Here is a 24,107-nt window from a genome sequence, read left to right on the forward strand (position 1 = left end):
ACAGGCATGCTGCTTCAACTCGCCATCATCGGCGTCCTGATCGCGCTGTTTCCGATCTCGTATGTCCTGGTCCGCGGCGACCGCAACAAGTACCGCAAGCTGGTCTGGATCACCGCGTTCCTGACGCTCGACCTGATCATGTTCGGCAGCTTCACGCGACTGACCGATTCCGGCCTCGGCTGCCCGGACTGGCCGGGCTGCTACGGCCATTCCAACCCGCATGCGGCGATGGAGCCGATCCACGCCGCCGAGACCGCGCTGCCGAGCGGCCCCGTGACGCTGGCCAAGGCGTGGATCGAGATGATCCACCGCTATTTCGCCATGGCGGTGGGTGTGCTGATCATCACGCTGATGGTGCTGGCGTGGGTCAAGCGCCGCGAACTGAAGCAGTCGCCGTGGTTTGCCACCGGCGTGCTGCTGCTGGTGTGCGTGCAGGGCGCGTTCGGCGCCTTCACGGTGACGATGAAGCTCCAGCCTGTCATCGTCGTGACGCACCTGCTGCTCGGCATGAGCCTGCTGGCGGCGCTGATCTGGCTCGGCTCGCGCAATGATCAGCCGCATCCCGTGGCGCCGCAGGCCGGGGCGTTGCGCTGGCCCGCGCGCGCGGCCCTGTTGCTGCTGGTGATCCAGATCTTCCTGGGCGGATGGGTCAGCACCAACTACGCGGTGATGGCCTGCACCGATTTCCCGCTGTGCAACGGCCAGCTGGTGCCCGAGATGGACTTCGCGCACGGCTTCACGCTATGGCGCCAGCTCGGCATGACGGCCGCAGGCGACTACATTCCGCATGCGGCGCTGGTGGCGATCCACTGGGTGCATCGCTGCTTCGCGGTGGTCGTGCTGGGCTACCTGGCATGGTTCGGCCTGCGCGCGCGCAGGCTCGAAGGGCTGGGCGGCACGTCACGCTGGCTGCTGGCCGCGCTGGCGCTGCAACTTGCCACGGGGCTCTCGAACATCGTGCTGGACTGGCCGCTGGTGGCCGCCGTGCTCCACAACGGCGGGGCGGCGGTGCTCCTGCTGCTGCTGGTGCGACTCAACTACAATATAGGGCTCGCGACCCGACCCGCCGGCGCCGCTTCCAGCGTGCCGGCCGCCGCTCGCGCCACATGAAAGACAAACTCCCTCCCGTGGTTACTGCAACACAACCCCATCCCGTGGGCCGGGTGCGCCACCTGGTTCGCCAATATGCCGCCCTGACCAAGCCGCGCGTCACGCAGCTCGCGGTGTTCTGCGCCATCATCGGCATGTTCCTGGCCACGCCGGGCATGGTGCCGTGGCGCGTGCTGATCGGCGGCGCCGCAGGCATCTGGCTGCTGGCCGGGGCCGCGTTCGCGATCAATTGCCTGGTCGAGCAGAAGATCGACGCACTGATGCGCCGCACGGCCTGGCGCCCGTCGGCCACGGGCGAGATCACCACCACCCAGACGCTGATCTTCTCGGCCGTCCTCGGCGGCGCCGGCATGTGGCTGTTGCATGTGTTCGCCAACGACCTGACGATGTGGCTGACCTTCGCCACCTTCCTGGGCTATGCGGTCGTCTACACCATCCTGCTCAAGCCGGCCACGCCGCAGAACATCGTCATCGGCGGCCTGTCGGGCGCCATGCCGCCTGCGCTCGGCTGGGCGGCCGTGGCCAATGACGTGCCGGCCGAGGCCTGGTTCCTGGTGCTGATCATCTTCACCTGGACCCCGCCGCATTTCTGGGCGCTGGCCTTGTATCGCCGCGCCGACTACGCCAAGTCCGGGCTGCCGATGCTGCCGATCACGCATGGCGAAAAGTACACGCTGCTCAATATCCTGCTGTACACGCTGGTCATGATCGCCGCGACGCTGCTGCCGTTCGTCTACGGCATGAGCGGCTACATCTACCTGGCCAGCGCGCTGGTGTTGGGCGCATGGTTCCTGAAGTACTCGTGGACGCTGTACCGCGACTACTCCGACGAGCTGGCGCAGCGCACATTCCGCTTCTCGATCCTGTACCTGTCGATCCTGTTCGCGGTCCTGCTGGTCGATCACTACTTCAAGTTCGTGCCGCAGGCCTGAGTGGCCTGCCTGTCTGTGGCCCGCCTGTAAGTGGCCTGCGACATCTTGTCGCGGCCGCGGCGGCGCCGGGCACGGATGGGCGATACTGTGTGCTGCCCTCGCCATCGCGGTGCCGCTGCCTTTCCGGCGCCCCCGACTTCCAATCTCGCATGACCAAGCCAAGCCAATCCCCCGGGCTCCTCGCCTCGTTCCGCCGCCTTGCCGCGCTGGCCTTCCTGGCGCTGGCGCTTGCCGCCTGCGGCCAGCAGAAGGCCTCGTTCCGCAACGTCGACATCAGTGGCGGTGCGGACTTCGGCAAGGACTTTTCACTGACCGACCACAACGGCAAGGTCCGCACGATCGCGGACTTCAAGGGCAAGGTCGTGGTGATGTTCTTCGGCTATACCCATTGTCCCGATGTCTGCCCGACCACCATGGCCGAACTCAAGGCGGTGATGGAGCAGCTCGGCCCGGACGCCGACAAGGTCCAGGTGCTGTTCGTCACGGTCGATCCGGAACGCGATACGCAGGCGCTGCTGGCGCAGTACGTGCCGGCGTTCGATCCGCGCTTCCTGGGCATGCGGCCGGCCGATGATGCGGCGCTGCAGAAGGTCGCCAAGGATTTCAAGGTGTACTACGCGAAGGTGCCGGGGTCTTCGCCGAACAACTACACCATGGATCACTCGGCCGGCAGCTACGTGTTCGACCCCGAAGGGCGCTTGCGACTGTTCATTCGCCACGGGCAAGGGCCGGAGCCGATTGCCCACGATATCAAGCAGCTGCTGTCCTGAGCGCAGCGCAGGAATGGCAAAAGGCCGGTCCAGGGGACCGGCCTTTTGCATGGCGCCAGCGGATTGCCCGGGCGCCGCGCGATCAGGCAAACGCCTGCAGCGCGCCCTTCATCTTCTTCATGGCCGCCGCCTCGATCTGGCGGATCCGTTCGGCCGAGACACCGAATTCATCGGCCAGCTCATGCAGCGTGGCGCCGCCCGAGCCGTCGTCCTCGACGTGCAGCCAGCGCGCCTCGATGATGCGGCGGCTGCGCTCGTCCAGGCGCGTCAGTGCCTCTTCCAGCCCCTCGACCTGCATGCGGTCTTGACGCTTGGCTTCCAGCACGCGCGTGGGCTCGTTGTGGTTGTCCGCCAGGTAGGCGATCGGGGCGAACTCTTCCTCGCCGTCGTCGATCTGCCCTTCCAGCGCGAGATCGCCACCCGACAGGCGGGTTTCCATCTCCATCACCTCTTCAGGCTTGACGTTGAGTTCGCGCGCAACGGCTTCGATCTGCTCCGGCGTGAACGCATGGGAGCCCTTCTTGTGGCTGCGCAGGTTGAAGAACAGCTTGCGCTGGGCCTTGGTGGTCGCCACCTTGACCATGCGCCAGTTCTTCAGCACGTACTCGTGGATCTCGGCCTTGATCCAGTGCATGGCGTACGACACCAGGCGCACGCCCTGGTCCGGGTTGAAGCGCTTCACGGCCTTCATCAGGCCGATATTGCCTTCCTGGATCAGGTCGGCGTGCGGCAGGCCGTACCCAAGGTACTGGCGTGCGATCGACACCACCAGGCGCAGGTGGGACATCACCATCTGGCGTGCGGCATCAACGGAATCATGGTCGCGCAGTTCGCGCGCGAGACGCTGCTCTTCCTCGGCGGTAAGCAGGGGAATGCGATGGATCGCCTGGATATAGCTTTCCAGGTTGCCCACGGTGGCCGGGAAGGTCAAGGCAAAGCTTCCGGCGAGCTTGGGCGCCGTCGGCAGACGGCTGTTCAGCACGGTTTGGTCGGCAGGCAAGACTGCGTTCACTCAATTACTCCTTTCGCATCCGGCGGTTCGGTTGCCGGTGCGCCGCTCCGGTGGATGGGAGGGCGCAGCATTGCAACACATCTTAGCACTCAAGCCGGGTGAGTGCTAATTGGAGTCCCTAAGCTGCCGATAGTTCCTGATGATTGTCATCTATCTTCGGATAGCATTCCCCACATCAAGGTGCTTAGGCTGCATATCGGCAGTCCGGACACCTTGAGTTAGAGGGCCGTCGGGCCCCTCGGTTCGCACCGCCCGGCGGGATACTGTATTGCGCCAGCCGCTACACTGACAGTGCTGGCGCGAGCACCGCCACCGCCTCATCAAGAGCCTGTCACACGATCCGGAGTACCTATGTCTGCCATCGAACACCTGCTCAAGCCCCATGTGCGGGACCTGGGCGATTTCACCGTGCGTCGCCTGCTGCCCGCGGCTGCGACCCAGACCGTTGGCCCGTTCATTTTCTTCGACCATATGGGTCCGGTGACGCTGCCGCCGGGTCATGGCGCCGATGTGCGTCCGCATCCGCATATCGGCCTGGCCACGGTGACTTACCTGTTCGACGGGGAGATCGTGCACCGCGACAGCCTTGGCAGCGAACAGGTCATTCGCCCCGGCGACGTCAACTGGATGACCGCCGGCAACGGCATTGTCCATTCGGAACGCTCGCCCGAAGCCGTGCGTGAAGCCGGCGCGCGCCTGCATGGCATCCAGACCTGGGTGGCACTCCCCAAGGACCATGAAACCGTGGCGCCGTCGTTCTTCCACCATCCCGGCGCCACGCTGCCCAAGATCGAGCGGGCGGGCGTGCGCATGACGGTGATCGCCGGAGACGCCTTTGGCAACACTTCCCCCGTCAAGGTATTCAGCCGCACGCTATACGTGGCGATCGAACTGGATGCCGGCGCCAGCATCGAGATCCCGCCCGAGCATGCCGAGCGGGGCGTCTACCCGGTCGACGGCAGCGTGGCGCTCGACGGCGAGGCGCTGCCTGCGGAGCACATGGTTGTGCTGGCGCCTGGCCAGACGGTGACGCTGACCGCCACCGTGCCGTCGCGCGTGATGCTGCTTGGCGGGGATCCCACTGACGGCCGCCGGTTTATCTTCTGGAACTTCGTGGCCAGCAGCAAGGAAGCGATCGAGGCCGCTTCCCGGCGCTGGGAGGACGACGGCTTCCCGCATGTCCCCGGCGAGACCGAGCGGATTCCGCTGCCACCCCGCAAGACCTGAGGCGCAGGCGCCTGGTGCCGGTCAGAGCGGGCTGGCCCAGGCCACGCGCGTGCCCTGGCGCAGGCATTCCTGAATCGCGCGCACCTGCGTGGCGATCGGGGCGGGTACCGGCACCGCGCCGTCCAGCACCCTGCGCGTCCAGGCTGCCGTGTCGGCCACGTCGCTTCCCTGGGGCAGTTCCGGCACATCGGCAATCGAGCCGCTGGTGGGGTCGACGATGGTCTGCTGGTGGCCGTCGTGCAGCCAGTCGATGCGGCTGCCGCGGCGCGCGTCGGCCACCACCTCGCCTTCGGTGCCGCGCGCCAGCAGCACATTGGCGGGCTCATGCGAGAAATAGTCGGTCAGCGTTTCGCGGTACTCGGGGTGCGTATAGCTGTACAGGCGCAGTGCCTCGGCAGGGGAGTGCGCGCCGACCGGTTGCAGCATCTTGGCCACGGTGTGGGAGGAGTTGCGCAGGCCGATGACATTGCGGCGATCGAGCAACTGCGCCAGGCCCGGCGACAGCACATCGACCGGTACCACCGCCAGCGGCCCGTGGGCGCCGTCGCCATCGCGCAGGCGCGCCGTGGCGTCATCGGTCGATGCGCACAGCGATACGCCGAGCGCCTCGAACAGGCTCAGGCTGGTCACGCGGCCCTGGAATTCGCGCGAACCATGCACCAGCACCGGAATCTCCTCGCGCGCCAGCAACAGGGCCAGCAGCGGCACCAGGTTGGGCTGCTTGCGCGCGCCGTTGTAGCTCGGGATGACCACCACCTGGCGGTCGCCCGGCGCGGCCAGCGGCAGGCAATGCGCGTGCGCGGCTTCGAGCATGCCGGCCAGTTCGTGGGGGGCTTCACCCTTGATGCGGTAGGCCATCAGCACCGCGCCCAGCTCCAGGTCCGACACGCGGCCGGCCAGCATGGCATCGAACAGGGCTTGTGCGTCTTCGCGCGGCAGCGCGCGGGCGCCGTTCACGCCGCGGCCGATTTCCTTGATATAGCGTGCCGCGGAAAACGGGCCCGCGGCAGGTGTGGCGTTGGATGTGGTCATGGGCGGGCAGCGTGGGGGTGATTGGAGATCTCGCTTCATGATAGCGGAGCGCCGCCGCCACGCCCATGGCGGCAGGTGCGTCAGCGGTCGCTCAGGCCGCTTCCTGCAGGGCCGGGTTGCGCTGCTTGCGGTAGAGGAAATCCAGCACCGCCGTGCGGCAGGCGTGGTAGTCCCTGTCATCGGCCAGCGCCACGCGCTCGCGCGGACGCGGCAGGCCGACGCTCAGGATCTCGCCGATCGTGGCCGCCGGGCCGTTGGTCATCATCACGATGCGGTCGGCCAGCAGCACGGCCTCGTCCACGTCGTGCGTGACCATGACCACGGTGCTGCGGGTCCGCTCCACGATCTTCAGCAAGGCATCCTGCAGGTGCGCGCGTGTGAGCGCGTCGAGCGCGCCGAAGGGTTCATCCATCAGCAGGACCTTGGGCGCCATGGCCAGCGCGCGCGCAATGCCTACGCGCTGCTTCATGCCGCCCGAGATCTCGTGCGGGAACTTGCCTTCCGCGTGCGTCAGGCCCACCAGCGCGAGCGTGTCGTGCGTACGCGCCTTGAGCTGCGCCTTGCTTTCGCTGCTGCCGAACACGCGCTCCACGCCCAGGTGGACGTTGTCGAAGCAGGTCATCCACGGCAGCAGCGAGTGGTTCTGGAACACCACCGCGCGCTCGGGCCCCGGGCCGGCGATTTCCCGGCCCGCGCAGATCAGCGCGCCGCTGGTCGGTGTGGCAAGGCCCGCGACCAGGTTGAGCAGCGTGGACTTGCCACAGCCCGAATGGCCGATCAGCGTGATGAACTCTCCCTGCGCGATCTGCAGGTTGATGTCGCGCAGCGCCACGAATGGCCCCTTGCGCGTCTTGAAGGTCTGCCCGACGTTTTCGATGCTGACGAACTTTTCCATGGCCGTTTCCGTTGGGTTTGCGCTCGGTGCAGTCAGTTGTTGCCGTAGCTGAAGCGCCGGGCCAGCGCCAGCAGCGCATGTTCCAGCAGCAGGCCGATCACGCCGATCACGAAGATCGCGATGACGATGTGCTCGACCTTCAGGTTGTTCCACTCGTCCCACAGCCAGAAGCCGATGCCGGTGCCGCCGGTCAGCATCTCCGCGGCCACGATCACCAGCCACGCGGTGCCGATCGACAGCCGCACGCCGGTCAGCATGTACGGCAGCACGGCCGGGAACAGCACGCGCGTGAACACCTTCCATTCGGACAGGTCCAGCACGCGTGCCACGTTCAGGTAGTCCTGCGGCACGCGCGTGACGCCGACCGCGGTATTGATCACCATCGGCCAGATCGAGCAGATGAAGATGGCCCAGATCGCGGCAGGGTTGGCGGCCTTGAATAGCAGCAGCCCGATCGGCAGCCACGCCAGCGGCGACACCGGCCGCAGCAGGCTCATGACTGGCGCCGCCATCGCGTTCAGGAAGGCGAAGCGCCCCAGCACGAAGCCGGCCGGGATGCCGACCAGCGCCGCCAGCCCGAAACCCGCCCCGACACGCGCGAGCGACGCCAGCACGTTCCAGCCGATGCCCTGGTCATTGGGGCCATTGCGGTAGAACGGGTCGGCAAAGAGCGGAACGGCGGCGTTCCACGTGGCGCCAGGCGTCGGCAGCGCCGGGATCAGCGTGGCGATGCCGTGCCAGGCGAGCACGAACAGCGCAAAGCCCAGCAGCGGCGGCACGCATTTGAGCACGGCGGCGCGCAGCGCCTCGCGGCGTTCGGCGCGGCGTGCCTGGGCTTCGATTTCCAGCGCGCGGCGCCGCGCGCGTTCGCTGACGTCGGGGTCGGCCTGCAAGCCGGTGGCGCCTTCCGGCGCGGGTCTGGCGATGGCATTCACGTCTGGCTCCTTGGTTCAGGGGCAATCCGAAACGATGGCGATGGCCCGCGCATCAGGCGTCGATGCTGAAGCCGTCGGCGTAGGCCTTTGGGTCCTTGGTGGCATCCCACACCACGCCGTCGATCAGCTTCGCGGTGCGGAAGTCGCTCTTGGGCAACGGCACCTGCGCCGCGGTGGCGGCCTGCTTGTAGAGATCGATGCGGTTGACCTGCCTGGCCACGGCGAGATAGTCGGGATGGGCCTTGAGCAGGCCCCAGCGCTTGTGCTGCGTCAGGAACCACATGCCGTCCGACAGGAACGGGAAGTTGGCAGAGCCATCCTGGTAGAACTTCATCGAGTCGGGGTCATCCCAGGTTTTGCCGAGACCGTTGCTGTAGCGGCCCAGCATGCGGTCCAGGATGATGTCCATGTCGGTGTTGACGTAGGACTTGGCGGCAATGGTCTCGGCCGTCTTGCGCCGGTTCGAGGCCGATGCGTCGATGTACTTCGAGGCTTCGAGGATGGCGGCCACCATGGCGCGCGCCGTGTTCGGGTACTTCTGCACGAACTCGGCGGTGGTGCCGAGGGTCTTCTCGGGGTGGTCCTTCCAGATCGCCTGCGTGGTTTCGACCGTGAAGCCGATCTTGTCGGCAATCGCGCGCGCGCCCCACGGCTCGCCCACGCAGAAGCCGTCCATATTGCCCACGCGCATATTGGCCACCATCTGCGGCGGCGGCACGGTGATGGCCTTGGCGTCCTGCATCGGGTTGATGCCGTTGGCAGCCAGCCAGTAGTACAGCCACATGGCGTGCGTGCCGGTCGGGAAGGTCTGCGCGAAGGTGTAGTCGCGCTTTTCCCTGCTCATCAGCGCCTTCAGGCTGGCGCCGTCCTTCACGCCTTTCTCGGCCAGCTTGGACGACAGCGTGATGGCCTGCCCGTTGTGGTTCAGACTCATCAGGACCGCCATGTCCTTCTTCGGGCCGCCGATGCCGAGCTGAACGCCATAGATCAGTCCGTACAGCACGTGGGCGGCGTCGAGTTCGCCATTGACGAGCTTGTCGCGCACGCCGGCCCAGGAAGCCTCCTTGGTCGGCGTGATCCTGATGCCGTACTTCTTGTCCAGTCCGAGCGTGGCAGTCATGACCACCGAGGCGCAGTCCGTCAGCGGAATAAAGCCGATGCGCACCTCGGGCTTTTCCGGTGCGTCCGAGCCTGCCGCCCATGCGCCGGCGCGCACCAGCGGATCGACCAGCGTCATCACGCTGGCCCCGGCAATGGTGGCCAGCGCGCGGCGGCGGCCGCTGCTGGCCGGCGCCGCGTCGGCAGTGGCGAGGTCGGCATCGACCGCGGCGTGTTGCGGCTTGGCAATCCTGAGGCGAGAGGGCATTGCTGGGCTCCAAGAAAAAGGCGTCCCGATCCGCAGCCCGTGTTCGCCAGAAGACGGGTGCAGCTCAGGACGCCGTTGTCCGTGGCGTGACACGGCCCGCGTTGGCCGCGCCCGCCTGAATTTTGATCGGCCCTCGTTGGCCGATGCACGGATAACGCAATGGCTGTGCCAGGCTCAGTGGTGGCCTGGCGGCCCGTGAAAGGGTCAAGAACGGGATTCCGGGGCGAGTCATGTCCGCCGGCCGCGCAGGCCGGGCACCGGAGGAAGCGCCACTATCATGCATCGGCGCCAGATTTGTGCATTGCACCAGCCGCGTGCCGCAGCCGCACCGCACGCAGATGCTCAGCCCATCACGTCGATCACGCGCTGGGCCGCATCCACGATCTTCAGACCGCGTTCCATGGCCATGCTGCGCAGGCGCTTGTAGGCCTCGTCCTCGCTGATGCCGCGCGCCTGCATCAGCAGGCCCTTGGCGCGCTCCACCACCTTGCGCTCGGCCAGCTTCAGGCGCGTGGCGTCGAGTTCGGCGCGCAGTTGCTGGTCCAGTTGGAAGCGGGCGTAGGCGACGTCCAGCACGGTCTTGACGCGCTCGGCGCGCAGGCCATCGACGATATAGGCGGTGATGCCGGCCGACAGCGCGGTCTTGATGCGCTGCGCGTCGTCGTTGTCGGTGAACAGCACGATCGGGCGCGGCGCGTGCTGCGTGGACACGCACACGTGTTCCACGGTATCGCGCGCGGCGGACTCGGACGCGATGATGATCAGGTCCGGCTGGCTGGCCGCGATGACATCGGGCAGGCGCAGGTCGGCGTCCACGGTCTGGATGTCGGTGAAGCCGGTGCTGACCAGCCCGCCGCGGATGGTCTCGACATTGAGCGGATCGGCGTCATGCGGATCGCGCACCAGCAGGATGCGCAGCATGCGCGTGCCCGCTGCGGAGCCCTGAGTGGGCTGGCTGGACTGGCTTGGCGAGGGGGGCGGATGGCGGCGAGTCATGGGTTTCGTGGGTTGCCTTGCGTCATGCAAGATCCGCGCCGGGTACCCGGTCCGGCGCGTCCGCTGGCACATTGGGGGCTTTCCCGTATTCACTGTATGCCGTCGTACGCAGCCCTGCGGGCAAGGTGTATGCTGTTGCCCTGCTGCGCCCGGGGGTGTCTGCTGGCGACGCCGCTCACTCGTGCGCAGGGATATCAGAACAAGCCTGGAGAGATGCATGACCGAATTCGTTTTTGCCCCGCCGGCACCCGTTGGCGTGCCCGTGCGCGGCAGCAACGCTAGCTTCCCGGTGCGCCGCGTGTACTGCGTCGGCCGCAACTATGCCGCCCACGCCCGTGAAATGGGCTCGGATCCGGACCGCGAGCCGCCGTTCTTCTTCTGCAAGCCGTCGGACGCGGTCAGCTACGTGGCGGACGGCACCGAGGGCACTTTCCCGTACCCGCCGGGCACCAGCAACGTCCACTATGAAGTGGAAATGGTCGTGGCGATCGGCAAGGGCGGCAAGGACATCCCGGTGGAGCAGGCAGCCAGCCATGTGTTCGGCTACGCCGTAGGCCTGGACATGACGCGCCGCGACCTGCAAAACGAATCGAAGAAGACCGGCCGCCCCTGGGAGACCGGCAAGGCCTTCGACCGCTCGGCCCCGATCGGCCCGATCGTGCCGGTATCGGCCATCGGCCATCCCGAGAAGGGCGAGGTGACGCTGTCCGTCAACGGCGTGGAAAAGCAGCGCGGCGACCTGGCCGACCTGATCTGGTCGGTGCCGGAAATGGTGTCGTACCTGTCGAAGCTGTTCGAACTGCAGCCCGGCGACGTGATCTTCAGCGGCACGCCCGAGGGCGTAGGCCCGGTGGTCAAGGGCGACGTGATGCAGTGCCACGTCGGTGGCGTGGGCGACCTGACCATCAAGGTGGTCTGAGCCGATGAAGCTCTACAGCTATTTCCGGAGCTCGGCGTCCTATCGCGTGCGTATCGCGCTGGAGCTGAAGGGCCTGCCGTACGACTACGTGCCGGTGCACCTGCTCAAGGACGGCGGCCAGCAGCTGCTGCCCGAGTTCCGGGCGGTGAACCCGGACGGCCTGGTGCCCGCGCTGGTGCTCGACGACGGCCAGGTGCTGCAGCAGTCCGTGGCCATGATCGAGTATCTGGACGAGGTCCATCCCGAGCCGAAGCTGCTGCCCGGCAATGCGCTGGACCGCGCCTACGTGCGCGGGCTGGCGCTGGAGGTGGCCTGCGAGATCCATCCGCTGAACAACCTGCGCGTGCTGAAGTACATCAAGCGCACGCTGGGCGTGGCCGACGAGGCCAAGGACGCGTGGTACCGGCACTGGATCGAACTGGGCTTTGCCGCGTTCGAGGCCAACCTGGAGCGCCAGGGCAAGGCCGGCCGCTTCTGCTTCGGCGATACGCCGACGCTGGCCGACATCTGCCTGGTGCCGCAGGTCTTCAACGCGCAGCGCTTCAATATCGACGTGAGCCGCTACCCGACCATCGCGCGGATCCAGGAAGCGTGCATGGAACTGCCGGCCTTCCGGAAGGCGCAGCCCAAGGAGCAGCCCGACGCGGAGTGATGCGCCGGCTCAGCCATGAAAAAACGCCCCGGTCTCCGGGGCGTTTTCTTGTTGGGTCGGCGCAATCAGCCGAGCAGCGCGTCGGCGAACTCCTCGGCCTTGAACGGCTGCAGGTCTTCGACCTTTTCGCCGACGCCGATGAAGTAGACCGGCACCGGGCGCTGGCGCGCAATCGCTGCCAGGATGCCGCCCTTGGCGGTACCGTCGAGCTTGGTCACGATCAGGCCGGTCAGGCCGAGCGCGTCGTCGAACGCGCGCGTCTGCGCCAGCGCGTTCTGGCCGGTGTTGGCGTCGATGACCAGCAGGACCTCGTGCGGGGCCGTGGGCATCGCCTTGCTGATCACGCGCTTGACCTTCCTGAGTTCTTCCATCAGGTGCAGCTGCGTGGGCAGGCGTCCCGCGGTGTCGGCCATCACGATGTCGATGCCGCGCGCGCGCGCCGCATTGACCGCGTCGAAGATCACGGCGGCCGGATCACCGCTTTCCTGCGCCACCACGGTCACGTTATTGCGCTCGCCCCAGATGGTCAGCTGCTCGCGCGCGGCCGCGCGGAAGGTATCGCCGGCGGCCAGCAGCACGGACTGGCCGTAGTGCTGGAAGTGCTTGCACAGCTTGCCGATGCTGGTGGTCTTGCCGGCGCCATTGACGCCCGCGATCATCATCACCAGAGGCTGCTCGCGGCCCAGCGCCATGGTCTTTTCCAGCGGACGCAGCAGCTGGATCAGCAGGTCGCGCAGCGCGGCCTTGACGCCCTCGGCGGTGTCGATGTGCTCGCTGCGTACGCGCTTGCGCAGTTCGCCGAGCAGGTATTCGGTCGCTTCCACGCCCGCGTCGGCCATCAGCAGGGCGGTTTCCAGCTCCTCGAACAGGGCTTCGTCGACCTTCATGCCGACAAACAGCGTACTGATGTTGCGGCTGGTCTTGGACAGGCCGGTGCGCAGGCGCTGCATCCAGCCGCGGCGGGCTTCGGCCGTTTGCACCGGCGCCGGGGTCAGCTCCAGATCCTCAAGCGCGACCGGTGCCGGTGCCAAAGCCACCGGCGCGGCTGGCGCGACCGTCGCGACCGGCGCGGGGGCTGGGGCAATGGGCTGGGCCGGGCTGGCGACAGGGGAGGGCTCCGGGGCCGGGGCCGGAGCCGCGGCGGGCGGTTCTGCCGGCGCAGGGGCCGGCTCGGCCTTGCGCTTCTTCCAGAAACTAAACATTGGGGAAAGGGGTCAATACCCCGTCAGGATCGGCCGCCGTCCGGCGGCGTCGTTAATCATCAAGGCCTTACGCAATATTCCGGCACGCCACCAGCCTCTCGTTGTGGGGCGTGCCTGCTATTGCGTATAGTTCGTAACACAGCGGATTCATGGATACATGAATCGATCGGCAAAATTCTAGCAGACGGGGTTGCATGGACCATTGCACAGTCGTGACCGGAACGGGCGGCGCCCGCCCTGAACCCTTCGCCGCCCATGCCGGGGGCCGGGCGTCCCTGCAACGCCTGGCCAGGCAGGCACTGCCCGTCCTGCTGCTGGCCGCGTTGCCGTGGTCGGCCGGCGCCGAGGCGCAGCGCACGGTCGCATCGCCCATGCCGTCCGGGCAGACTGCCCCGGTTGGCGCCACGGCGCAGGGCACGACGGAATACCGCTTGTCCAACGGCCTGCGCCTGATCGTCAAGGAAGACCACCGGGCGCCCACGGTGGCGCACCAGATCTGGTACCGCGTCGGCGGCGTCGACGAGGTCAGCGGCACCACCGGCGTCGCCCACATGCTCGAGCACATGATGTTCAAGGGCACGCCCAAGGTCGGCGTGGGCGAGTTCTCCAAGCAGGTCGCGGCGCTCGGCGGGCGCGAGAACGCCATGACCAACCGCGACTTCACGTTGTACTACCAGCAGATCAGCAAGCAATACCTGCCGAAGATGATGGAGCTGGAGGCCGACCGCATGGCCAACCTCATCTTCAACCAGGGCGAGTTCGAGCGCGAGATGAAGGTCGTGATGGAGGAGCGCCGCCTGCGCACCGACGACTCGGCGCGCGGCACGGTCTACGAGCAGTTGCTCGCCGCCGTCTATGTCGCCGCGCCTTACCGGCACCCGGTGATCGGCTGGATGGACGACCTGGTCAACATGCGCCTGGAAGATGTCCAGGCCTGGTACCGCGGCTGGTACGTGCCCAACAATGCCACGGTGATCGTCACCGGCGACGTCAATCCGGCCGAGGTCCGTGCCATGGCCGAACGCTACTACGGCAAGCTCAAGCCGCGCACGCTGCCGCTGCGCAAGGACCAGGACGATCCGCCGCAGATCGGCATCAAGCGCATCTGGGTCAAGGCGCCGGCCGAGAACCCGTACATGGTGATGGCCTACAAGGTGCCGCGCCTGCGCGACGTGGAAAAGGATGTCGACCCGTACGCGCTGGAGGTCCTGGCCGCCGTGCTCAACGGCTACGACAACGCGCGCCTGACCCGCGAGCTGGTGCGCGAGCAGCGCCTGGCCGACGACGTCAACGTCGGCTACGACAGCATCAACCGCGGCAACTCCCTGTTCGTGCTCGACGGCACGCCGGCCGACGGCCATACCACCGACCAGATCGAGGCGGCGCTGCGCGAGGAGATCCAGCGCATCGCCAAGAGCGGCGTCTCGCCCGAGGAGCTCAAGCGCGTCAAGGCGCAGGTCGTGGCCAGCCAGATCTACAAGCGCGATTCGGTGTTCGGCCAGGGCATGGAGATCGGCGTGGCGGAGATCTCCGGCATCTCGTGGCGCGACATCGACCGCATCCTCGACAAGATCAAGGAAGTCACCCCGGCGCAGGTGCAGGCCGTGGCCGCGAAGTACTTCAACGACGACAACCTGACCGTGGCCACGCTGTTGCCGCAGCCGGTTGACCCCAACAAGCCCAAGGCCAAGGTCCCCGAAGGCCTGCGCCACTGAGAATCCACGCATGTCGTTAGCTGAGATGAGCGAGATGAGCGAGATGACTATTCCTTCGCCGCGCGCGCTGCGCCGGCTGGCTGGCGCGGCCCTGGGTGCGCTGGCGCTTCTGGTCGCGCACGGCGCGCTGGCCGCCATTCCGATCGAACACTGGACCGCCTCCACCGGGGCGCAGGTGTTTTACGTGCACAGCCCGTCGATCCCGATGCTGGACGTCAATGTCGACTTCGACGCGGGCAGTCGCTATGACCCTGCCGGCAAGGCCGGCCTGGCCACGCTCGCGGCGGCGCTGCTCGACAAGGGCGCGGCCGCGCGCAACGGCCAGCCGGCGCGCGACGAGGCGCAGATTGCCGACGCCTTTGCCGATACCGGTGCCGTCTTCGGCGGCGCCGCCGGCGGTGACCGCGGCGGCATCGGCATGCGCACGCTGACCGCGCAGCCGGAGCTTGACCAGTCCGTGGCACTGGCCATGCAACTGGTCCAGGCACCGACCTATCCGGACGCCGTGGTGGGCCGCGAAAAGCAGCGCCTGATCAGCGCCATCCGCGAAGCCGACGCCAAGCCGGGCGTGATTGCCGACAAGGCGCTCGCCAAGGCGATGTATCCGGGCCACCCGTACGGCGTGTCGGCCACGGCGGCCTCGGTGGAGTCGATTTCGCGCGATGACATCGTCAAGTTCTGGCGCGACAACTACGGCGCGTCGCGTGCGGTGGTCACGCTGATCGGCGCGATCGACCGCAAGCAGGCCGAAGCCATTGCCGAGAAGCTGACCAGTGGCTTGCCGCAGGGCAGTGCGGCCCCGGCCATGCCGCAGGTGCAGATGACCATCCCGGCCAGCGAGCAGCGCGTGCCGCATCCCGCGCAGCAGGCGGCGGTCGTGACCGGCCAGCCGTCGATCGCACGCGGCGACCCGGATTACTTCGCGCTGCTGGTCGGCAACTACGTACTGGGCGGAGGCGGCTTCAGCTCGCGCCTGACGGATGAAGTGCGAGAGAAGCGCGGACTCACCTACGGCGTGGACAGCTACTTTGCGCCGTCCAAGCAGCCGGGTCCGTTCGGCATCAGCCTGCAGACCAAGAAGGAGCAGACCAAGGAGGCGCTCGCGCTGGTGCGGCAGGTGCTGGCCCGCTTCGTCGCCGAAGGCCCGACCGACGCCGAACTCAAGGCGGCCAAGGACAACCTGGTCAACGGCTTTCCGCTGCGCATCGACAGCAACCGCAAGCTGCTGACCAATGTGGCCAATATCGGCTGGTACGGGCTGCCGCTCGACTACCTGGACACCTGGACGGCGCAGGTCGGCAAGGTTACCGGCCAGCAGGTGAAGGCGGCGTTCGGGCGCCATGTCCATCCCGACGCCATGGCCACGGTGATTGTCGGTGGTCCGGAGTGAACGATAGTCCTCCGGGGCCCGCCGCAGGCAGCGCGCAACGGCCAGTGATGGCCGAAGCGCCGACAGGCTCTACAATCACGGCATGAATTCGCGTTCCCGATCTCCATCGCCCGCCGCGAGCGGGCGATCGTCTTCTCCGGCGCCGCGCCAGGCGCCGTCCCAGGTCCGCATCATCGGTGGCCGCTGGAAGCGCACGATGCTGCCCGTGCCCGAAGCGCAGGGGCTGCGGCCCACGCCTGACCGCGTGCGTGAAACCCTGTTCAACTGGCTGGGGCAGGACCTGGCCGGCCTGAATTGCCTGGACCTGTTCGCGGGCTCCGGGGCGCTCGGGTTCGAAGCGGCCTCGCGCGGTGCCCAGGCCGTCACGCTGGTCGAATTCAACCCGCGTGTGGCCAGGCAGCTCCGGGACAACCAGTACCGGCTCGACGCCGCCCAGATGCGCGTGATGCAAGGCGACGCATTCGCCATCGCCGCGCAGATGCCGGACGCCAGTTTCGACGTGATCTTCCTGGACCCGCCCTTTGCCGAGGATTGGCTGCGGCCTGCACTCGAGCATGCGGCGCGGCTCCTGCGCCCCGGCGGCGCCGTGTACGTGGAGACAGACCGTTCGCTGACCGGCGCGGATGCGCCGGTGCCGGCATCGCTGGAGATCGTCCGCCAGGCACGTGCCGGTGCGGTGCATTTCCACCTGCTGCAGCACCGCAACGCCGGGAACGGCGCGGCCTGACACGGGCCGCGGCGCACGGTTCGATGCGGCAAAAGCACAAGGCGACGACTTCCAATTCACGGATTTAGCGTTACACTACGCCGCTGTTATAACGCTCGCGACGCATCAACCACCCGGCGCAGCCGGTAGGCAGGGCGGTCCGGAAAAGGGCCGGCAGCGGGCAGATCAAGGAGGAAGTATGGCCATCGCGGTCTACCCCGGTACGTTTGATCCCATGACCCGGGGGCACGAGGATCTGGTCCGCCGCGCGTCGAACATTTTCGACGAGCTGGTGGTTGGCGTGGCGCACAGCCCCAACAAGCGCCCGTTTTTCTCGCTCGAAGAGCGCATCAGCATCGCTCGTGAAGTGCTGGGCCACTACCCCAATGTGCGTGTCGAGGGCTTTGCCGGGCTGCTCAAGGATTTTGTCCGCAAGAACAACGCGCGCGTGATCGTGCGCGGCCTGCGCGCCGTGTCGGATTTCGAGTACGAGTTCCAGATGGCGGGCATGAACCGCTACCTGCTGCCGGACGTGGAAACCATGTTCCTGACGCCGTCCGACCAGTACCAGTTCATCTCCGGCACCTTCGTGCGCGAGATTGCCGTGCTGGGTGGCGATGTCAGCAAGTTCGTGTTCCCGTCGGTGGAGCGCTGGCTGCAAGAGAAAATCGCCAAACCGGAATAGAATACCGGTTTGAGACGCGTCGATTCGCGGCCAGTTCGGGCGCGGGCGCGTCAGCTGGAAGGAAACACCATGGCGCTACTGATCACCGACGACTGCATCAACTGCGACGTTTGTGAACCCGAGTGCCCGAACGAAGCCATTTCGATGGGGCCCGAGATCTATGAGATCGACCCCAACAAGTGCACCGAATGCGTCGGGCATTTCGATGAGCCGCAGTGCCAGCAGGTCTGCCCGGTTGCCTGCATCCCCAAGGACCCGAACCGCGTCGAGACCCACGAAGTCCTGATGCACCGGTACCGGCTGCTGACCGCGGCCAAGCACGCGGCCTGACTGATCGGGGCTTCGGCGAATTCGCAACAAAAAACCCGCCTTCCGGCGGGTTTTTTGTTGTCTGGGGGTCAGCGCGTCGTGTGCAGCGCCATCATCGCGCGCTCGGACTCGCCGCGTGCCAGCAGGCCCAACGGGTCAACGCAGCGGTCGATGGCTTCGTCGATCGCCTGCTGTTCTTCCTTGCGCGGCGGCTTGAGCACGTAGTTGACGACATCCTCGCGACCCGCTCCGGCGCCGCCGGGCAGGTTGCGCGGATGCCCCACGCCCAGGCGCAGGCGCCAGAATTCCTGCGTGGTCAGGTGGGCGGCAATGTCCTTCAGGCCGTTGTGTCCGCCCGCGCCGCCGCCGCGCTTGAGCTTGGCGGCGCCGGGAGGCAGGTCCATCTCGTCATGCGCGACGACGATCTCGTCGGGCAGGATCTTGTAGAAGCGGGCCAGCGATACCACTGCCAGGCCGGACCGGTTCATGAACGTGGACGGCTTGAGCAGCCAGATGTCCTGGTCCCACAGGCGTACCCGTCCTGCCAGGCCGTGGAAGCGGCCTTCCACGCGCAGCGTGGTGCCGCCCATGCGGGCAAGCTGGTCCACCAGCCAGAAGCCGGCGTTGTGGCGGGTAGCCTCGTACTCCGCACCGGGATTGCCGAGGCCGACGATGAGCTTGATCATGCGATGAACTGGATTGGATGGCGGCAGGGTTCATGTCGAACCGCGGCGCCAAGCATACGCCAAAAAAAACCGCCGGCATGACCGGCGGTTCTTTCCGTCATGCTGCCAGGCCGCAATGCGGTCTGGCAGCACAGGCAGCTTAGGCAGCCGGCGTTTCGCCTTCGCCTTCAGTGCCTTCAGCAGCCGAAGCGGCACCAGCCGGCAGCGAGATGCTGGCGACAGCCGGGTTGTCGTCGCCGTGGGTCACGACGGTCACGCCCTTCGGCAGCTTCAGGTCAGCCAGGTGCAGGGTCTGGCCCAGTTCCATCGTGCCGACGTCCACTTCGATGAACTCGGGCAGGTCGGCCGGCAGGCACGACACTTCCAGGTCGTTCACGATGTGGTTGACCAGGCCGTGGCCCAGCTTCACGCCAGGAGCGGTTTCCTGGTTCATGAAGTGCAGGGGCACCTTGACGTGGATCTTTTCGGTGGCCGACACGCGCTGGAAATCGACGTGCAGCACCATCGGCTTGAACGGGTGCATCTGGAATGCGCGCAGCAGGGCCTTTTCCGACTTGCCAGCGACTTCCAGGTCCAGGATCGACGAGTGGAAGGCTTCCTTCTTCAGGGCGTGCCACAGCGCGTTGTGATCCAGTTCGATCATCTTCGGATCGGCGGCGCCGCCATAGATGATGCCGGGGGTCTTGCCCGAATTGCGCAGGCGGCGGCTCGCACCCGTTCCCTGTACGCTACGCTCGAAAGCGACTACTTTCATGATGACTCCAAAGTAAAGAAGGCTGTCCGCGACCAGACAGCCCTGTTGTGGCGCAATCGAAACTGATGCGCCGGTCACATCACGCCGATCGTCGAAAAAACCGCAATCGGCGCAGCAAAGCCGGAAATTCTATCAGGAACCCGCGAACAGCGACATGATCGAGTCGCCCTTGACGATACGCGTGAACGTTTCGGCCAGCAGCGGGGCGGTCGACAGCTGGCGGATCTTGCCGCATTTGGCAGCCTCTTCCGACAGCGGGATGGTGTCGCACACCACCACTTCGTCCAGTGCCGAGTCCGCGATGCGGGCAGCCGCGCCGCCGGACAGCACCGGGTGCGTGCAGTAGGCGAAGACCTTCTGCGCACCGCGTTCCTTCAGCACTTGGGCCGCCTTGCAGAGCGTGCCGCCGGTGTCGATCATGTCGTCCATGATCACGCAGTTGCGGCCGTCGACTTCACCGATGATGTTCATCACCTCGGCCACATTGGCCTTGGGACGACGCTTGTCGATGATCGCCAGGTCGCAGTTCAGTTCCTTGGCCAGCGCACGCGCGCGGACCACGCCGCCGACGTCCGGCGACACGACCAGCAGGTCACCGTAGTTCTTCTCGCGCAGGTCGCCCAGCAGTACTGGCGAAGCGTAGATGTTGTCGACGGGGATATCGAAGAAGCCCTGGATCTGGTCGGCGTGCAGGTCCATCGTCAGCACGCGCTCGACACCGGCGACTTCGAGCATGTTGGCCACAACCTTGGCCGAGATTGCCACGCGCGCCGAACGCGGGCGGCGATCCTGGCGGGCATAGCCGAAGTAGGGCATGGCGGCGGTGATGCTGCGTGCCGAGGCGCGCTTGAGCGCGTCGACCATCACCATCAGTTCCATCAGGTTGTCGTTGGTCGGCGCGCAGGTGGACTGCAGCACGATGACGTGCTTGCCGCGTACGTTTTCCTGGATATCAACCTGAACTTCGCCGTCGGAGAAACGGCCAACGAGCGCCTTGCCCAGCGGAATGCCGAGGTGCTGTACGACAGCCTCCGCGAGTTTGGGGTTGGCGTTGCCGGTAAATACCATCAAGCCTTCGCTGCTCATTCGGGGCACCTGTCTTGCTGCTGGGGGAGCTTGGTGTCACCGGCAGAACCGGTGACTAATACTGAGGGTCCGTGAGGACACCATAGGAATGTAATGGCAGGGGAAGAAGGATTCGAACCTTCGAATGCCGGAATCAAAATCCGGTGCCTTGACCAACTTGGCGACTCCCCTACACAACCTTGCCGCTCTTCGTGGTACCTGAATGCTGTACCGCGCCGAACGATAACTTGCTATACGAACGCTGCGAGCGGATGATGTGCCAGACTGCGCACACATCTGCCATCCCACTCGGAAGGCAACCGCTTCAGGATCTGCTGCGCCGTCTGCTCGTCGGGAAAACGTGCAAACACGCAGGCTCCGGAACCGGTCATCCTTGCATGCTGATTGAACTGCTTCAGCCATTCAAGGGCTCGGGCAACTTCGCCGAACTTCGCTGTTGCTATCGCTTCCAGATCGTTGCGACCGAAAGCGAATTTGTTTGTGCAAGCAGCGAAGACCGCAATTATGGAGAGTGGGGTATTCCTTGTCAAGCACTCGTCCGAAAAAATTTCAGCGGTCGGCACATGTTGTTTCGGATGGATGATCACGAACCAGCTATCCGGCAACTCCACCGGGGTCAGTTCTTCGCCGATGCCTTCGGCGAAGGCGTTTTCCCCGAATACGAAGACCGGCACGTCCGCACCCAGCGCCAGCCCGATCCGCATCAGCTCCGCGCGCGCCAGGCCAAGTCCCCACAGGTGGTTCAGCGCGAGCAGCGTCGTGGCCGCGTCGGATGAACCGCCGCCGATGCCGCCGCCCATCGGCAGGATCTTGTCGATCTCGATGTCGGCGCCGTAGCGCGTGCCCGTCGCCTGCTGCAGCGCGCGTGCGGCCCGCACGACGAGGTCGGTCTGCGCTGGCACGCCCGGGATGTCGGTGGCGCGCGTCACGATACCGTCGTCGCGGCGCCGGAAATGCAGCGTGTCGCACCAGTCCACCAGCTGGAACACGGTCTGCAGCGTGTGGTAGCCATCCGGGCGCCTGCCCGTTACGTGCAGGAACAGGTTGAGCTTGGCCGGCGCAGGGCAATTGCGCAATTGCGGCGGCGGCAGTTGGATGGTTCCGGTCAAGGCGTTTCCTCCGGGTCGATCACGAGCTTGACCGACAGCGGCGTGGGGCCGCGGTCGCGCTCCAGGTCGATGCGGCGCGGTCGCGCCGCGGTCGTCTGCGCGCTGGCGGGCGCATCCTGCCAGGCCACGTAGCGCACGCTCCAGCCGTCCTGTGCCAGCGTGGCGAGGCGGCCCTGGGCATCGCGCGTGGCGTTGGCCGGGCGGCCGGCCGAAGGGCGGCCGTGCAGCCAGTCGCGCATGCCGGCCACCGGCAGCGCAAAGCCAAGCGCGTCCTCGAGCAGGCTGTCGACTTCCGGCGCATTGCGTGGCGGCTTGTTGGGCAGGTCGAGGGTCGCGCCCGAAGGCGTGGCGGTGACGACGGCCAGCGTCTGGCCGAGCGGCGACAGCAGGTCGAGGCGCACGTTGCGGCCTTGTTCCTCCCAGCGGAAGCTGCCCTGTACGCCTTCGTCGCGGCCATAGCGGACGTAGTTTGCCGAAAAGCGGCCGGTGTAGTGCCGGCTTGCAGCGGTCTCGCCGGTATCGAAGCCGCGCGAAGGCGCTACGCTGGCGCAGGCCGCCAGCAGCATGGGCGCGCCAAGGCAAAACAGGGCCAGGCGGCGGGATCGGTTCATGGTCGGCATTCAGGAAAGCGGGGCCGCCCTCGGGTGGGACGGCCCGCGACAGATGGCGCGGCCGGTCGCATGGACCGGCCCTGGGCTTACTTGGACAGCAGGACGTTGTAGCGGCGCAGGGTATCGACCAGGGTTTCGTTTTCTGGCTCGATCTTGGCGGCTTCGGTCCATGTCTTGCGGGCTTCGTCGCGCTCGCCGAGCTGCCACAGCACCTCGCCCAGGTGCGCGCCGATCTCGGCCTCGGGAGCCTTGGCGTAGGCGTTCTTGAGCAGTTCCGCCGCCGGCTGCAGTTCGCCCATGCGGAATTTCACCCAGGCCAGGCTATCCATGATGTACGGATCGTCCGGCCCGAGTTCGGAGGCGCGTTCGAGCAGCTTGCGCGCTTCGGGCAGGCGTACATTGCGGTCGGCCAGCGAGTAGCCGAGCGCGTTGTACCCCTGCTTCTGCTCGGGCTGCAGCGCGATCACGCGCCGCAGGCCCTGCTCCATCGTGTCGTAGCGCTTCTGCCGCTCGTCCAGCATGGCGAGCTCGTAGATCCAGTCGGCGTTCTCCGGCTCGGCCGTGATGCGATCGTCGAGCAGCTTGCGCGCGCGGTCGTAGGACTTGGTTTCCATCAGCGTGGCGATCTCGGCCTGGCGGATTGCCATCATGCGCTGCGAGCGCTGGGCAGGATCGGGGATGTCCTCGGCATCGCTGAGCATGTCGCCGAAGATGGCCTGGGCATCGTCGAGCTTGCCCATGCGTGCGAGCAACTGCGCGCGCTTGGCCGCGGCGGCCGGTGCCAGGCGGCTGTCCTCGATGCGTTCGAGCCACTGGATGGCGCCCGGGTAGTCCTTGCGCTCCTCGGCAATCTGCGCCAGGTACTGGAAGGCGATGTCCGGATTGGCCGTCGGCACCTTCTCGGCAAGCTGCAGGTATTCCTTCAGGTACTGCTCGGCTTCGCCGAAATCCCGGGCCTGGAGGCTGGTCAGCCCCAGCGCGAGCGGCACGCGCGGGTCGTTTGGCGCGACCTTGCGCAGTGTCTCGAATTCCTGGCGCGCAGCCGGCATGTCGTTGCGCATCAGGTACAGGCGCGCCAGCGTGATGTGGCCGCTCACCGATCGCGGCGACTTGTCGAGGAAGCGGCGCAGGCCGGCAACCGCCTTGTCGGGCTCGCTCTCGGCGCGCAATTCGGCCGCCATCAGCGCCGCGGGCTCGAAATCGGGGCGCAGCCGCAGCGCTTCGTCGAGCGCCGCGAGCGCGGCCGGCATGTCGCCCGCGATCTCCTGCGCCCGGGCAATGGCAAGCTGCGTCTCCGGCAGGCGCGCATCGTCGCGGGTCAGGTCCTGCAGCATCGCTGCCGCGCCGGCGGGATCGCTCGTGCGCGACATCTGCTGCTGAAGCTGGAGGATGCTCTCGGCACGGTGGTTGGCGGGCACGCCGGACAACTGCTGGGCCAGCAGCGGCCGCGCTTCGCTCCAGCGGCCGTTGAGCACCAGCAGGGTCGAGAGCACTTGCCGAGCCCCCGGAGAGCCTGGGGCAATGTCGCTCCACAGTCGCGCGGCGTCGAGCGCCTGCTGCGGGATGCGCGCGTTGAAGGCAATCTCCGTCGCACGCTGCGCGAAGCGCGGGTCGCGCGTGGAACGGGCCAGTTCGATATAAGTGCGGTAGGCCGGGCCGACCAGTCCGCGCTGCAGCGAGATCTCGGCGGCCATCACGCTGTACATGATGTCGCCGCTCAGCGATACGTTCGGCAGCGTGACGCCGGCGGGCGCCTTGTCGGGCTGCGCCGGCGCGGCCTGGACCGCGCCGATCGCGGCAAGCGCTAGGCAGGCGGCCGCGGTCAGGGACCGGATGTGGCGCCCCGGACCTGCCGCCGGCCGCGCGGACATGCCTGGGCGCACAGTGATGGCCTTCGCGGGGAAGTCCATGGCAGCGGGTCTCGCAACGGGATCCGGAAAAAGTTCCGACATGTGATGATTGCTCCGGCGCGCTCAGGCGTTCGAATGATAGGGGCATTGTAGCCTGC

At 66.8% G+C, this 24,107-nt stretch carries 24 protein-coding genes and 1 tRNA gene; 11 read left to right on the forward strand and 14 right to left on the reverse strand.

Annotated elements, in window-relative coordinates; genetic code table 11:
* Nucleotides 1-6: 6 nt before the first annotated feature.
* The 3 genes from KHO22_RS10505 (at nt 7) to KHO22_RS10515 (ending at nt 2,812) form a co-directional block, all read left to right on the forward strand.
* Nucleotides 7-1,110: a COX15/CtaA family protein gene (locus KHO22_RS10505; protein ID WP_211947070.1), complete on the forward strand. Its 1,104-nt coding sequence runs from the start codon at nt 7-9 to the stop codon at nt 1,108-1,110.
* Complete coding sequence (gene cyoE / locus KHO22_RS10510; RefSeq protein ID WP_211947071.1) at nt 1,107-2,042, forward strand: heme o synthase; 936 nt, start codon at nt 1,107-1,109, stop codon at nt 2,040-2,042. The genes KHO22_RS10505 and cyoE overlap by 4 nt, the downstream gene beginning before the upstream one ends.
* Before the next feature lie 149 nt (nt 2,043-2,191).
* Complete coding sequence (locus KHO22_RS10515) at nt 2,192-2,812, forward strand: SCO family protein (RefSeq protein ID WP_211947072.1); 621 nt, start codon at nt 2,192-2,194, stop codon at nt 2,810-2,812.
* A gap of 82 nt (nt 2,813-2,894) precedes the next feature.
* Here the strand turns inward: KHO22_RS10515 and rpoH are convergent, their stop codons facing one another.
* Nucleotides 2,895-3,824 carry an RNA polymerase sigma factor RpoH gene (rpoH, locus tag KHO22_RS10520; RefSeq protein ID WP_211947073.1) on the reverse strand — a complete coding sequence of 310 codons (930 nt, stop codon included), beginning with the start codon at nt 3,822-3,824 and terminating at the stop codon, nt 2,895-2,897.
* Nucleotides 3,825-4,175: 351 nt separating this feature from the next.
* Between rpoH and KHO22_RS10525 the strand changes: the two genes are divergently transcribed.
* On the forward strand, nt 4,176-5,051 hold the full coding sequence (locus KHO22_RS10525; RefSeq protein WP_211947074.1) for a pirin family protein: 876 nt from the start codon (nt 4,176-4,178) through the stop codon (nt 5,049-5,051).
* A 21-nt stretch (nt 5,052-5,072) separates the two neighbouring features.
* Here the strand turns inward: KHO22_RS10525 and ybiB are convergent, their stop codons facing one another.
* From ybiB to KHO22_RS10550, 5 genes are all read right to left on the reverse strand, one after another.
* Nucleotides 5,073-6,083, reverse strand: coding sequence for a DNA-binding protein YbiB (gene ybiB / locus KHO22_RS10530; RefSeq protein WP_211947075.1), 1,011 nt, complete (start codon nt 6,081-6,083; stop codon nt 5,073-5,075).
* A 91-nt stretch (nt 6,084-6,174) separates the two neighbouring features.
* Nucleotides 6,175-6,978, reverse strand: coding sequence for an ABC transporter ATP-binding protein (locus KHO22_RS10535; protein WP_211947076.1), 804 nt, complete (start codon nt 6,976-6,978; stop codon nt 6,175-6,177).
* Nucleotides 6,979-7,010: 32 nt separating this feature from the next.
* On the reverse strand, nt 7,011-7,913 hold the full coding sequence (ntrB, locus tag KHO22_RS10540) for a nitrate ABC transporter permease (RefSeq protein ID WP_211947077.1): 903 nt from the start codon (nt 7,911-7,913) through the stop codon (nt 7,011-7,013).
* Between the two features lie 52 nt (nt 7,914-7,965).
* Nucleotides 7,966-9,279: a CmpA/NrtA family ABC transporter substrate-binding protein gene (locus KHO22_RS10545; RefSeq protein WP_211947078.1), complete on the reverse strand. Its 1,314-nt coding sequence runs from the start codon at nt 9,277-9,279 to the stop codon at nt 7,966-7,968.
* A 342-nt stretch (nt 9,280-9,621) separates the two neighbouring features.
* The gene (locus KHO22_RS10550) at nt 9,622-10,275 is read right to left on the reverse strand and encodes an ANTAR domain-containing response regulator (protein WP_211947079.1); all 654 of its coding nucleotides are present in this window, start codon (nt 10,273-10,275) and stop codon (nt 9,622-9,624) included.
* Between the two features lie 217 nt (nt 10,276-10,492).
* On the opposite strand from KHO22_RS10550, the gene KHO22_RS10555 reads away from it, so the two are divergent.
* Both KHO22_RS10555 and maiA read left to right on the forward strand, forming a co-directional pair.
* Nucleotides 10,493-11,194: a fumarylacetoacetate hydrolase family protein gene (locus KHO22_RS10555; protein ID WP_211947080.1), complete on the forward strand. Its 702-nt coding sequence runs from the start codon at nt 10,493-10,495 to the stop codon at nt 11,192-11,194.
* A 4-nt stretch (nt 11,195-11,198) separates the two neighbouring features.
* Nucleotides 11,199-11,846, forward strand: a complete 648-nt coding sequence (maiA, locus tag KHO22_RS10560; RefSeq protein ID WP_211947081.1) for a maleylacetoacetate isomerase — start codon at nt 11,199-11,201, stop codon at nt 11,844-11,846.
* Between the two features lie 65 nt (nt 11,847-11,911).
* On the opposite strand, the gene ftsY is transcribed toward maiA, so the two are convergent.
* Nucleotides 11,912-13,048: a signal recognition particle-docking protein FtsY gene (ftsY, locus tag KHO22_RS10565; protein ID WP_211947082.1), complete on the reverse strand. Its 1,137-nt coding sequence runs from the start codon at nt 13,046-13,048 to the stop codon at nt 11,912-11,914.
* A 194-nt stretch (nt 13,049-13,242) separates the two neighbouring features.
* Between ftsY and KHO22_RS10570 the strand changes: the two genes are divergently transcribed.
* The 5 genes from KHO22_RS10570 to KHO22_RS10590 all read left to right on the forward strand — a co-directional run bounded on the left by KHO22_RS10570 (nt 13,243) and on the right by KHO22_RS10590 (nt 17,874).
* Nucleotides 13,243-14,763 carry a M16 family metallopeptidase gene (locus tag KHO22_RS10570; protein WP_211947083.1) on the forward strand — a complete coding sequence of 507 codons (1,521 nt, stop codon included), beginning with the start codon at nt 13,243-13,245 and terminating at the stop codon, nt 14,761-14,763.
* 43 nt (nt 14,764-14,806) lie between these two features.
* A complete protein-coding gene (locus KHO22_RS10575; RefSeq protein WP_211947149.1) occupies nt 14,807-16,153 on the forward strand; it encodes a M16 family metallopeptidase in 1,347 nt (448 codons plus the stop codon).
* An 82-nt stretch (nt 16,154-16,235) separates the two neighbouring features.
* Nucleotides 16,236-16,880, forward strand: a complete 645-nt coding sequence (rsmD, locus tag KHO22_RS10580; RefSeq protein WP_211947084.1) for a 16S rRNA (guanine(966)-N(2))-methyltransferase RsmD — start codon at nt 16,236-16,238, stop codon at nt 16,878-16,880.
* Nucleotides 16,881-17,058: 178 nt separating this feature from the next.
* Nucleotides 17,059-17,544 (forward strand): pantetheine-phosphate adenylyltransferase, encoded by a 486-nt coding sequence (gene coaD / locus KHO22_RS10585; protein ID WP_211947085.1) that lies wholly within the window; start codon nt 17,059-17,061, stop codon nt 17,542-17,544.
* A gap of 69 nt (nt 17,545-17,613) precedes the next feature.
* Nucleotides 17,614-17,874: a YfhL family 4Fe-4S dicluster ferredoxin gene (locus KHO22_RS10590; RefSeq protein ID WP_211947086.1), complete on the forward strand. Its 261-nt coding sequence runs from the start codon at nt 17,614-17,616 to the stop codon at nt 17,872-17,874.
* 68 nt (nt 17,875-17,942) lie between these two features.
* On the opposite strand, the gene pth is transcribed toward KHO22_RS10590, so the two are convergent.
* From pth to KHO22_RS10625, 7 genes are all read right to left on the reverse strand, one after another.
* Nucleotides 17,943-18,539 (reverse strand): aminoacyl-tRNA hydrolase, encoded by a 597-nt coding sequence (gene pth, locus KHO22_RS10595; RefSeq protein WP_211947087.1) that lies wholly within the window; start codon nt 18,537-18,539, stop codon nt 17,943-17,945.
* A gap of 139 nt (nt 18,540-18,678) precedes the next feature.
* Nucleotides 18,679-19,293, reverse strand: coding sequence for a 50S ribosomal protein L25/general stress protein Ctc (locus KHO22_RS10600; RefSeq protein ID WP_211947088.1), 615 nt, complete (start codon nt 19,291-19,293; stop codon nt 18,679-18,681).
* 132 nt (nt 19,294-19,425) lie between these two features.
* A complete protein-coding gene (locus tag KHO22_RS10605) occupies nt 19,426-20,379 on the reverse strand; it encodes a ribose-phosphate pyrophosphokinase (RefSeq protein WP_211947089.1) in 954 nt (317 codons plus the stop codon).
* A gap of 94 nt (nt 20,380-20,473) precedes the next feature.
* A tRNA-Gln gene (locus tag KHO22_RS10610) sits at nt 20,474-20,550 on the reverse strand.
* A 59-nt stretch (nt 20,551-20,609) separates the two neighbouring features.
* Nucleotides 20,610-21,488, reverse strand: a complete 879-nt coding sequence (gene ispE, locus KHO22_RS10615; RefSeq protein ID WP_230426823.1) for a 4-(cytidine 5'-diphospho)-2-C-methyl-D-erythritol kinase — start codon at nt 21,486-21,488, stop codon at nt 20,610-20,612.
* Nucleotides 21,485-22,099, reverse strand: coding sequence for an outer membrane lipoprotein LolB (locus KHO22_RS10620; protein WP_211947090.1), 615 nt, complete (start codon nt 22,097-22,099; stop codon nt 21,485-21,487). Before KHO22_RS10620 ends, ispE begins: the two co-directional genes overlap by 4 nt.
* Nucleotides 22,100-22,185: 86 nt before the next feature.
* Nucleotides 22,186-24,051 (reverse strand): tetratricopeptide repeat protein, encoded by a 1,866-nt coding sequence (locus KHO22_RS10625; RefSeq protein ID WP_211947091.1) that lies wholly within the window; start codon nt 24,049-24,051, stop codon nt 22,186-22,188.
* Nucleotides 24,052-24,107 lie beyond the last annotated feature (56 nt).

Origin of the sequence: Cupriavidus yeoncheonensis (assembly GCF_905397275.1) — a bacterium.
GTDB classification, from domain to species: domain Bacteria; phylum Pseudomonadota; class Gammaproteobacteria; order Burkholderiales; family Burkholderiaceae; genus Cupriavidus; species Cupriavidus yeoncheonensis.

Excerpts from the sequence above, each read along its gene's own strand:
- KHO22_RS10605 (WP_211947089.1), bottom strand. The coding sequence starts at position 20,379 with ATGAGCAGCGAAGGCTTGATGGTATTTACCGGCAACGCCAACCCCAAA.
- KHO22_RS10620 (WP_211947090.1), bottom strand. The coding sequence starts at position 22,099 with ATGAACCGATCCCGCCGCCTGGCCCTGTTTTGCCTTGGCGCGCCCATG.
- KHO22_RS10515 (WP_211947072.1), top strand. The coding sequence starts at position 2,192 with ATGACCAAGCCAAGCCAATCCCCCGGGCTCCTCGCCTCGTTCCGCCGC.
- KHO22_RS10625 (WP_211947091.1), bottom strand. The coding sequence starts at position 24,051 with ATGTCGGAACTTTTTCCGGATCCCGTTGCGAGACCCGCTGCCATGGAC.
- KHO22_RS10505 (WP_211947070.1), top strand. The coding sequence starts at position 7 with ATGCTGCTTCAACTCGCCATCATCGGCGTCCTGATCGCGCTGTTTCCG.
- pth (WP_211947087.1), bottom strand. The coding sequence starts at position 18,539 with ATGATCAAGCTCATCGTCGGCCTCGGCAATCCCGGTGCGGAGTACGAG.
- KHO22_RS10525 (WP_211947074.1), top strand. The coding sequence starts at position 4,176 with ATGTCTGCCATCGAACACCTGCTCAAGCCCCATGTGCGGGACCTGGGC.
- KHO22_RS10600 (WP_211947088.1), bottom strand. The coding sequence starts at position 19,293 with ATGAAAGTAGTCGCTTTCGAGCGTAGCGTACAGGGAACGGGTGCGAGC.
- KHO22_RS10570 (WP_211947083.1), top strand. The coding sequence starts at position 13,243 with ATGGACCATTGCACAGTCGTGACCGGAACGGGCGGCGCCCGCCCTGAA.
- maiA (WP_211947081.1), top strand. The coding sequence starts at position 11,199 with ATGAAGCTCTACAGCTATTTCCGGAGCTCGGCGTCCTATCGCGTGCGT.
- coaD (WP_211947085.1), top strand. The coding sequence starts at position 17,059 with ATGGCCATCGCGGTCTACCCCGGTACGTTTGATCCCATGACCCGGGGG.
- KHO22_RS10590 (WP_211947086.1), top strand. The coding sequence starts at position 17,614 with ATGGCGCTACTGATCACCGACGACTGCATCAACTGCGACGTTTGTGAA.
- ybiB (WP_211947075.1), bottom strand. The coding sequence starts at position 6,083 with ATGACCACATCCAACGCCACACCTGCCGCGGGCCCGTTTTCCGCGGCA.
- KHO22_RS10545 (WP_211947078.1), bottom strand. The coding sequence starts at position 9,279 with ATGCCCTCTCGCCTCAGGATTGCCAAGCCGCAACACGCCGCGGTCGAT.
- KHO22_RS10550 (WP_211947079.1), bottom strand. The coding sequence starts at position 10,275 with ATGACTCGCCGCCATCCGCCCCCCTCGCCAAGCCAGTCCAGCCAGCCC.
- cyoE (WP_211947071.1), top strand. The coding sequence starts at position 1,107 with ATGAAAGACAAACTCCCTCCCGTGGTTACTGCAACACAACCCCATCCC.
- KHO22_RS10555 (WP_211947080.1), top strand. The coding sequence starts at position 10,493 with ATGACCGAATTCGTTTTTGCCCCGCCGGCACCCGTTGGCGTGCCCGTG.
- KHO22_RS10535 (WP_211947076.1), bottom strand. The coding sequence starts at position 6,978 with ATGGAAAAGTTCGTCAGCATCGAAAACGTCGGGCAGACCTTCAAGACG.
- rsmD (WP_211947084.1), top strand. The coding sequence starts at position 16,236 with ATGAATTCGCGTTCCCGATCTCCATCGCCCGCCGCGAGCGGGCGATCG.
- ftsY (WP_211947082.1), bottom strand. The coding sequence starts at position 13,048 with ATGTTTAGTTTCTGGAAGAAGCGCAAGGCCGAGCCGGCCCCTGCGCCG.
- KHO22_RS10575 (WP_211947149.1), top strand. The coding sequence starts at position 14,807 with ATGACTATTCCTTCGCCGCGCGCGCTGCGCCGGCTGGCTGGCGCGGCC.